This is a genomic window from Duganella sp. GW821-FHT07F09, from assembly GCF_059418705.1.
In genome coordinates this window covers 1-526 of sequence record NZ_JBWKQJ010000049.1, presented here as the reverse complement: position 1 = coordinate 526, position 526 = coordinate 1, and the positions used below count along the sequence as shown (strand labels likewise).

At 52.9% G+C, this 526-nt stretch carries 1 rRNA gene; it reads left to right on the top strand.

Features of this window, described 5'->3' with window-relative positions:
* Nucleotides 1–77: 77 nt before the first annotated feature.
* Nucleotides 78–526 (top strand): 16S ribosomal RNA (locus AC07P1_RS33740); the annotation flags it as partial.

Below are 526 nucleotides of genomic sequence, written 5' to 3'. Positions count from 1 at the left end.
TAGTGGCCTGTCAGTATTTTGAGTGAGCGACCCGTGAGAAATCACGGTGCTACGAAAGTAGCAAATAAACAGAGATTAAACTGAAGAGTTTGATCCTGGCTCAGATTGAACGCTGGCGGCATGCCTTACACATGCAAGTCGAACGGCAGCGCGGGGCAACCTGGCGGCGAGTGGCGAACGGGTGAGTAATATATCGGAACGTACCCTGGAGTGGGGGATAACGTAGCGAAAGTTACGCTAATACCGCATACGATCTAAGGATGAAAGTGGGGGATCGCAAGACCTCATGCTCCTGGAGCGGCCGATATCTGATTAGCTAGTTGGTAGGGTAAAAGCCTACCAAGGCATCGATCAGTAGCTGGTCTGAGAGGACGACCAGCCACACTGGAACTGAGACACGGTCCAGACTCCTACGGGAGGCAGCAGTGGGGAATTTTGGACAATGGGCGCAAGCCTGATCCAGCAATGCCGCGTGAGTGAAGAAGGCCTTCGGGTTGTAAAGCTCTTTTGTCAGGGAAGAAACGGG